The organism is Rhizobacter sp. P3_B12 (assembly GCF_056402895.1).
Genome location: NZ_JBFUGN010000304.1, coordinates 1 through 6,267, shown reverse-complemented (window position 1 = coordinate 6,267; position 6,267 = coordinate 1). Strand labels below are relative to the sequence as shown.

Genomic DNA, 6,267 nt, shown 5'->3' with positions numbered 1-6,267 from the left:
GCTCCAGGTGTTCATGTAGGCACTGGCCGCCTGCTGGTGGGGATCGGTCTGCAGCGCCTTCAGGAATACGCCGGGGTGCGGCGAATTGACGATCACCAGCCGCTGCAGCGCCTGCGGATGCTGCACCGCGAAGTTCCAGGCCACCGCGCCGCCCCAGTCGTGCGCGACCAGCGCCGCGAGCGGGCCGCCGCCTTCGTGGGCGATCAGCGCGAGCAGGTCGGCCACCAGGTGCTTCGCGCGATAGGCCTCCACCTCGGCCGGCGCGGACGAGCGCTCGTAGCCGCGCAGGTTCGGCGCAATACAACGGTAGCGGTCGCCGAAATGGCGCAGCATCGCGTCCCAGACGAAGGCGCCTTCGGGAAAACCATGCAGGAACACGATCGCCGGCGCGCCGCGCGGCCCGCTGGCCCGGCAGCTCAGCGTGATGCCGTGCGGCAGCACCGCGTCGAAGGTCTCGATCACCCGAGGATCCAGTCGCGCAGCACGCAGGCGGCGTCGCCGACGCCCTGCCTGTTCAGCGCCGAGAACAGCGCGATGCCGATGTCGGCGTCCTCGCTCGACAGCTCGCCCAGCACCGCCTGCGTGGCCGCCAGCGCCGCGGTCGATTCGCGGCGGTTCAGCTTGTCGGACTTGGTCAGCAGCACCAGCAGGCGCACCTCGCCGGTGCCCACGCGGGGCGCGACGAACTCGAGCAGGTTGCGGTCGAGCTCGGTCAGCCCGAGCCGCGAATCGACCATCAGCACCACGCCCGACAGGCTGCGGCGCACCTGCAGGTAGTTGGCCATCACCTCCTGCCAGCGCTGTTTGGCGGCGCGTGCCACCGCGGCGTAGCCGTAGCCGGGCAGGTCGGCGAACAGCGCGTTCGGCGCATCCTTCGGGCCCAGCTCGAACAGGTTGATGTGCTGCGTGCGGCCGGGCGTCTTCGAGGCGAAGGCCAGGCGTTTCTGCTGCGTCAGCGTGTTGATCGCGGTCGATTTGCCGGCGTTCGAGCGGCCGACGAAGGCGATCTCGGGCAGCTCGGTCTGCGGCAGCTGGTTCAGCTGGCTGGCGGTGGTCAGGAAGCGCGCGGTGTGCGTCCAGGCCAGCGCCAGCTTCTCGGCTGCGGCCGCATCGCTGCTCGCGTCAGCGGCYGGCGCACCGGAATTGTTTTCGTCGGTCATGGAAGGCACCAAAAACTTGCATTGTAAAATCGCCGGGTTTTGCATCCACAAAACGCATCCAGCCAACCCACACACCACACGCCATGATGCCTGTTGCTAGCTTGCTGTCGAGTCTGTTGTTGGCCGCCGCGTTCGTGGCACCTGCTTCCGCGAGCGAGGCTGCGAAGCCCAAGCCCGACGTCGCGAAAGGCCAGGCGATCTCGACCAACGTCTGCGGTGCCTGCCACTCGGCCGACGGTTCGCGCGGCAGCCCGGCCAACCCGATCCTGCAGGGCCAGCACCCCGAATACCTGGTCAAGCAGCTGGCCGAGTTCAAGGAAGGCAAGCGCGACAACCCGGTGATGAAGGGCATGGCCTCGACGCTGAGCGAGGACGACATGCGCAACGTCGCCGCGTTCTACGCCTCGAAGGATGCAAAACCCGGTTTCGCGAAGAGCAAGGAATCGGTCGCGCTCGGCGAGAAGATCTACCGCGGCGGCATCGCCGACCGCGCCATCCCGGCCTGCGCCGGCTGCCACAGCCCCACCGGGGCCGGCATCCCCGCCCAGTACCCGCGCCTGCGCGGCCAGCACTCCGATTACACCGAAGCGCAGCTGGTGGCCTTCCGCGGCGGGCTGCGCAAGAACAGCGCGCAGATGACCGGCGTCGCCGCGAAGATGAACGACAAGGAAATCAAGGCGGTGGCCGACTACATTGCCGGCCTGCGCTGAACGCGGCGGATCTCACGCTTCGCACACCCCCAGGGAACGGGCCGGTCGATGACCGGCCTTTTTCATGTCCGTCCGGCGCGGGCGCGACTATAGTCATCCGACTCGCCACTGCGAACGCCCCCATGCCCTACATCCGACGCGGACCCGACGGACAGATCGACAGCCTGCATCGCCAAGCGGGGGCCGGCACCGAGTTCATCGCGGACGGGCATCCGGATCTGCTGGCCTTCATCGGGCACAGCCCGGCCAACAGCGACTTCGGCAAGCTCGATGCCGATTTCGTCCGCGTGATCGAGGACGTGATCGACACGCTGATCGTGCGCAACATCATCAACATCACCGACCTGCCCGGCGAGGCGCAGGCCAAGCTGTTCGCCCGCAAGAGCTTCCGGGAACGCACCGCGCGCAATTCGCTGCRCCTGTTCTCCGACACGCAATTCGGCACCGTGATCGACGACACGAACTTCGGCGAATTGCCCTGACGCAGCCGGGCGCGCGGAACCGCTGTAAGGTTCCCGGCTCGAATGGCGACTGACCGGCAACGCGCCCGCAGGCGCCCCCAGGAGTTTTCATGCATCACCGCCCGAACCGCGGCTTCGACCATGCCGTGCCGTCCGAGATCACGCCGCGCGCCGTCTATGAGCGCCGCCGCGAGCTGCTGAAGCTGATGGCGCTCGGCGCCGGCGGCGCGGCGCTGTCCGGCTGGGCCGCGCGCGATGCGTTCGCCCAGGCTGCCCGCCCGAACAAGCTGGCCCCGCTGCCGGGCGCGCGCAGTGCCGTCCCCGGCGCGATCACGATGGAAAAGCTCACGTCCTACAACGACGTGACCAGCTACAACAACTACTACGAGTTCGGCACCGACAAGTCCGACCCGGCGCGCAATGCCGGCTCGCTGAAGACCCGCCCGTGGACGGTCGCGATCGAGGGCGAGGTGAAGAAGCCCAAGGTCTACGACCTCGATGAGCTGCTGAAGCTCGCGCCGATGGAGGAGCGCGTCTACCGGCTGCGCTGCGTCGAGGGCTGGTCGATGGTGATCCCGTGGGTCGGCTATTCGCTGTCGGAGCTGATCAAGCGCGTCGAGCCGACCGGCAATGCGAAGTACGTCGAGTTCGTGACGCTGGGCGATGCGAAGCAGATGCCCTTCCTCGGCTCGCGCGTGCTGTCGTGGCCGTACGTCGAGGGCCTGCGCCTGGACGAAGCGATGAACCCGCTCGCGCTGCTCGCCTTCGGCCTGTACGGCGAGGTGCTGCCGAACCAGAACGGCGCGCCGGTGCGGCTGGCGGTGCCGTGGAAATACGGTTTCAAGAGCGGCAAGTCGATCGTCAAGATCCGCTTCACCGACAAGCAGCCGCTCACCTCCTGGAACCATGCGGCCGCGCAGGAGTACGGCTTCTTCTCGAACGTCAACCCGAACGTCGACCACCCGCGCTGGAGCCAGGCGACGGAGCGGCGCATCGGCGAGGATGGCCTGTTCGCGAAGAAGCGCGCCACGCTGATGTTCAACGGCTACGAAGCCCAGGTCGGCCAGCTGTATGCGGGCATGGACCTGAAGAAGCTGTTCTGAGCGCGCGCCGGCCATGAAGACCGCTGTGCTGTCGCCCGACACCGCCCCCCGCCCCGCCCCGCCGCGCCGGCGCTCGCCGCTGCTGCATCCGGCGGCCAAGCCGCTGCTGTTCGTCGCCGGCCTGCTGCCGTTCGCGTGGCTGTTCTACGGCGCGGTGATGAACACGCTGGGGGCGAACCCGGCCGAGGCGCTGATCCGCTCGACCGGCGACTGGACGCTGCGGCTGCTGTGCCTCACGCTGGCCGTGACGCCGCTGCGGGTGATCGCGAACCAGCCGGCGCTGGCGCGTTTCCGGCGCATGCTGGGGCTGTTCGCGTTCTTCTACGTCGTGCTGCATTTCTTCGCCTATGCCTGGCTGGACATGGGGCTGGACCTCGATGCCATCGTGCGCGACATCCCGAAGCGCCCGTTCGCGCTGGTCGGCTTCCTGGCCTTCGTGCTGATGATCCCGCTGGCCGCGACCTCGTTCAACCGCGCCATCAAGGCGCTGGGCGCGAAGCGCTGGCAGGCGTTGCACAAGTGCGTCTATGCGATCGTGCTGCTGGGCCTGTTGCACTTTTTCTGGATGAAAGCGGCGAAGAACAATTTCGCCGAGGTCGCGGTGTACGGCGCGGTCATCGCGGTGCTGCTCGGCTGGCGCATCCGGCACGCGTTGCGCAGGAGTTGACGGCGCGTCGCGAACCTGACGCCTTGGCGTCTGGCGCCGCTGCGCCGGGCCACGCACAATCGGGCCCTCCATGGTCGCCCACGTCTTGCCCCACCACCCCCCCGCCGGCCCCGAAACGGCAGCCCGCCGCCTCGTCAGGCTGATCGCCGATTCGCAGGCCGCCCACGATGGCGGCCAGCACCAGCAGGGCCTCGCGCTGGCCGAACAGGCCCTCGAAGGCGCCGTCACGCTGGGCGACCCGCTGATACTGGCGCGCGTCCACACGCTGCTGGCCAACCACCGCTGGCGGCTCGGGCTGTTCGAGCCGTCGGTGCAATCGGCGCGCGAGGCGCTGGCGCTCTGGCGAGCCGCCGGGCGCATCGACGAGCAGTGCGACACGCTGTGCCTGCTGGCGATCTCGTTCAGCGAGATCGGCCTGCAGGAAGAAGCGCTGAAGCACGCCACCGCGTCGTTCGAGCTGGCGCGCACGCACCAGCGCGGCCTCGCGATGGGCGTGGCGCTGAACCGCATCGGCATCTGCTACGACCGGCTCGGCGATTCGATCCAGGCCGAGAGCTTCCTGCTGCAGTCGCTGGGCATGGCGCGCGAGCACGGCGGCCATGGCGACCGCATGCTGGCGCTGAACAACCTCACCGCCACCGCGATCAGCGCGTACTACCAGGCGCAGCTGCGCGCCGATGAAGACGCGAGCCGGCAGGCGGTGCAGCGGGCCCGCCAGTACGGCGGCCGGGCCTTGTCGCTGGCGCGCCGCCACGGCGATGTCTACCGCGTCAGCGTCACGCAGGGCAACCTCGGCGAAGCGCTCGGCCTGGCCGGCGAGTACGCCGAAGCGCGTGCGCTGCTGCAGGAGGCGCTCGCGAGCGCGGTGCAGAACGGCTTCCGCGCGGTCGTGCTGCGCATGCGCCACAACATCGCCGAGGTGCTGCTGCGCGAGGGCCGCAACGAAGAGGCGATCACCGAGCTCACCGCGACACTGCAGTCGCTGACCCAGCTCGACCACGAGACGACGCGCATGCGGGTGCACTCGGCGCTGCACCGCGCCTACAAGGCCGTGCGCCAGTTCGAGCCGGCGCTGCTGCACTGCGAGGCGCACCACCAGATCGAGATGCAGCGCGTGGCGCTGCAGAGCAAGGCGCAGGCGCGGCTGATGGTGAACCGCATCGACGTCGAGCGTGCGCTGATGGACGGCGAGCGCTCGCGCCTCGAGGCCGAGCTGCAGCGGCTGCGCACGCAGCAGCTGGAGGCCGAGAAGGAGCTGCTGGAGCAGCGCACCGCCGAGCTGCACCGCGAGACGCTCGAGGACCCGCTGACCGGGCTCGCGAACCGGCGCCATGTCGACGCGACGCTGCCGCTGCTGATCGAGCGCTCGCGCGGCCAGGGCCAGCCGATGGCGCTCGCGATGGCCGACCTCGATCATTTCAAGCAGGTCAACGACCGCCACGGCCATGCGGCCGGCGACGAGGTGCTGCGCACGGTGGCGCGCCTGTTCGGTGACAAGACGCGGGCGCGCGACCTGCTCGGCCGCTGGGGCGGCGAGGAATTCGTGCTGGTGTTCGTCGACACCCCGCGCGAGACGGCGCACGAGATCTGCGAGCGGCTGCGCAGCGCCGTGCAGGCCTACCCATGGAGCGTGATCTCGCCGGGGCTGCAGGTCACGCTGAGCCTCGGCTTGGCCGACGCGCAGCCGGCCGACAACGCGCTCGAACTGGTGGAGCGAGCCGATGCGGCCCTCTACGAAGCGAAGCGGCTGGGGCGCAATCGCCTGGTGGAAGGGTGAAACCTTCGGTGGCGGAGGGTTGGCGCGGAAGGCGCGGGTGGGGAGGCTGGGGAGCGCCAATCAGGGCGGGGCGCCGGAGCTGGCTGGTTTCGTGGCCCGCGTGCGCAGCACGCTTCGTGMACTGACTGTCGCCGACTGTTTGACCACAACGAACGAAGTGAGTGGCGGGAGTTTCGGCGACGGGCCATGAAACCAGTCAGCGGAGGGCAGTCATCGCCCCGCCAGGGGCGATGACCGCACCGGCCGGCGAGCCACAGCCTCCCCGCACCCGCCTTTGCCGCGCCAATGCGCCACCCGCCCTACGTCCGCGCCAACACGGGCTTCAAAGCCGCGCCCGTATGGCTCGCCTTGGTCTTGACGAGCAGCTCCGGAACCCCGTTCGCCACCAC

At 69.3% G+C, this 6,267-nt stretch carries 7 protein-coding genes; 5 read left to right on the top strand and 2 right to left on the bottom strand.

What is annotated here, in order from left to right:
* Positions 1–462, bottom strand: a 462-nt coding sequence (locus tag AC1D01_RS16750) for an alpha/beta fold hydrolase (protein WP_477868167.1), incomplete at its 3' end; no start/stop codon positions are given.
* Entirely contained in the window at positions 459–1,160 is a 702-nt protein-coding gene (gene yihA / locus AC1D01_RS16745; RefSeq protein WP_477868165.1) for a ribosome biogenesis GTP-binding protein YihA/YsxC, read from the bottom strand. The genes AC1D01_RS16750 and yihA, both read right to left, overlap by 4 nt.
* Before the next feature lie 83 nt (positions 1,161–1,243).
* Here yihA and AC1D01_RS16740 point away from each other — a divergent pair, with 83 nt between their 5' ends.
* From AC1D01_RS16740 to AC1D01_RS16720, 5 genes are all read left to right on the top strand, one after another.
* The gene (locus tag AC1D01_RS16740) at positions 1,244–1,870 is read left to right on the top strand and encodes a c-type cytochrome (RefSeq protein ID WP_477868163.1); all 627 of its coding nucleotides are present in this window, start codon (positions 1,244–1,246) and stop codon (positions 1,868–1,870) included.
* Positions 1,871–1,992: 122 nt separating this feature from the next.
* A complete protein-coding gene (locus AC1D01_RS16735; protein ID WP_477868161.1) occupies positions 1,993–2,352 on the top strand; it encodes a hypothetical protein in 360 nt (119 codons plus the stop codon).
* 89 nt (positions 2,353–2,441) lie between these two features.
* Positions 2,442–3,434, top strand: a complete 993-nt coding sequence (msrP, locus tag AC1D01_RS16730) for a protein-methionine-sulfoxide reductase catalytic subunit MsrP (protein ID WP_477868159.1) — start codon at positions 2,442–2,444, stop codon at positions 3,432–3,434.
* 13 nt (positions 3,435–3,447) lie between these two features.
* Positions 3,448–4,101, top strand: coding sequence for a protein-methionine-sulfoxide reductase heme-binding subunit MsrQ (gene msrQ, locus AC1D01_RS16725; protein WP_477868157.1), 654 nt, complete (start codon positions 3,448–3,450; stop codon positions 4,099–4,101).
* Between the two features lie 70 nt (positions 4,102–4,171).
* A complete protein-coding gene (locus AC1D01_RS16720; protein WP_477868155.1) occupies positions 4,172–5,878 on the top strand; it encodes a GGDEF domain-containing protein in 1,707 nt (568 codons plus the stop codon).
* Positions 5,879–6,267 lie beyond the last annotated feature (389 nt).

Coding starts and splice junctions, on each gene's coding strand:
- msrQ (WP_477868157.1), top strand. CDS start 3,448: ATGAAGACCGCTGTGCTGTCGCCCGACACCGCCCCCCGCCCCGCCCCG.
- AC1D01_RS16740 (WP_477868163.1), top strand. CDS start 1,244: ATGATGCCTGTTGCTAGCTTGCTGTCGAGTCTGTTGTTGGCCGCCGCG.
- AC1D01_RS16720 (WP_477868155.1), top strand. CDS start 4,172: ATGGTCGCCCACGTCTTGCCCCACCACCCCCCCGCCGGCCCCGAAACG.
- msrP (WP_477868159.1), top strand. CDS start 2,442: ATGCATCACCGCCCGAACCGCGGCTTCGACCATGCCGTGCCGTCCGAG.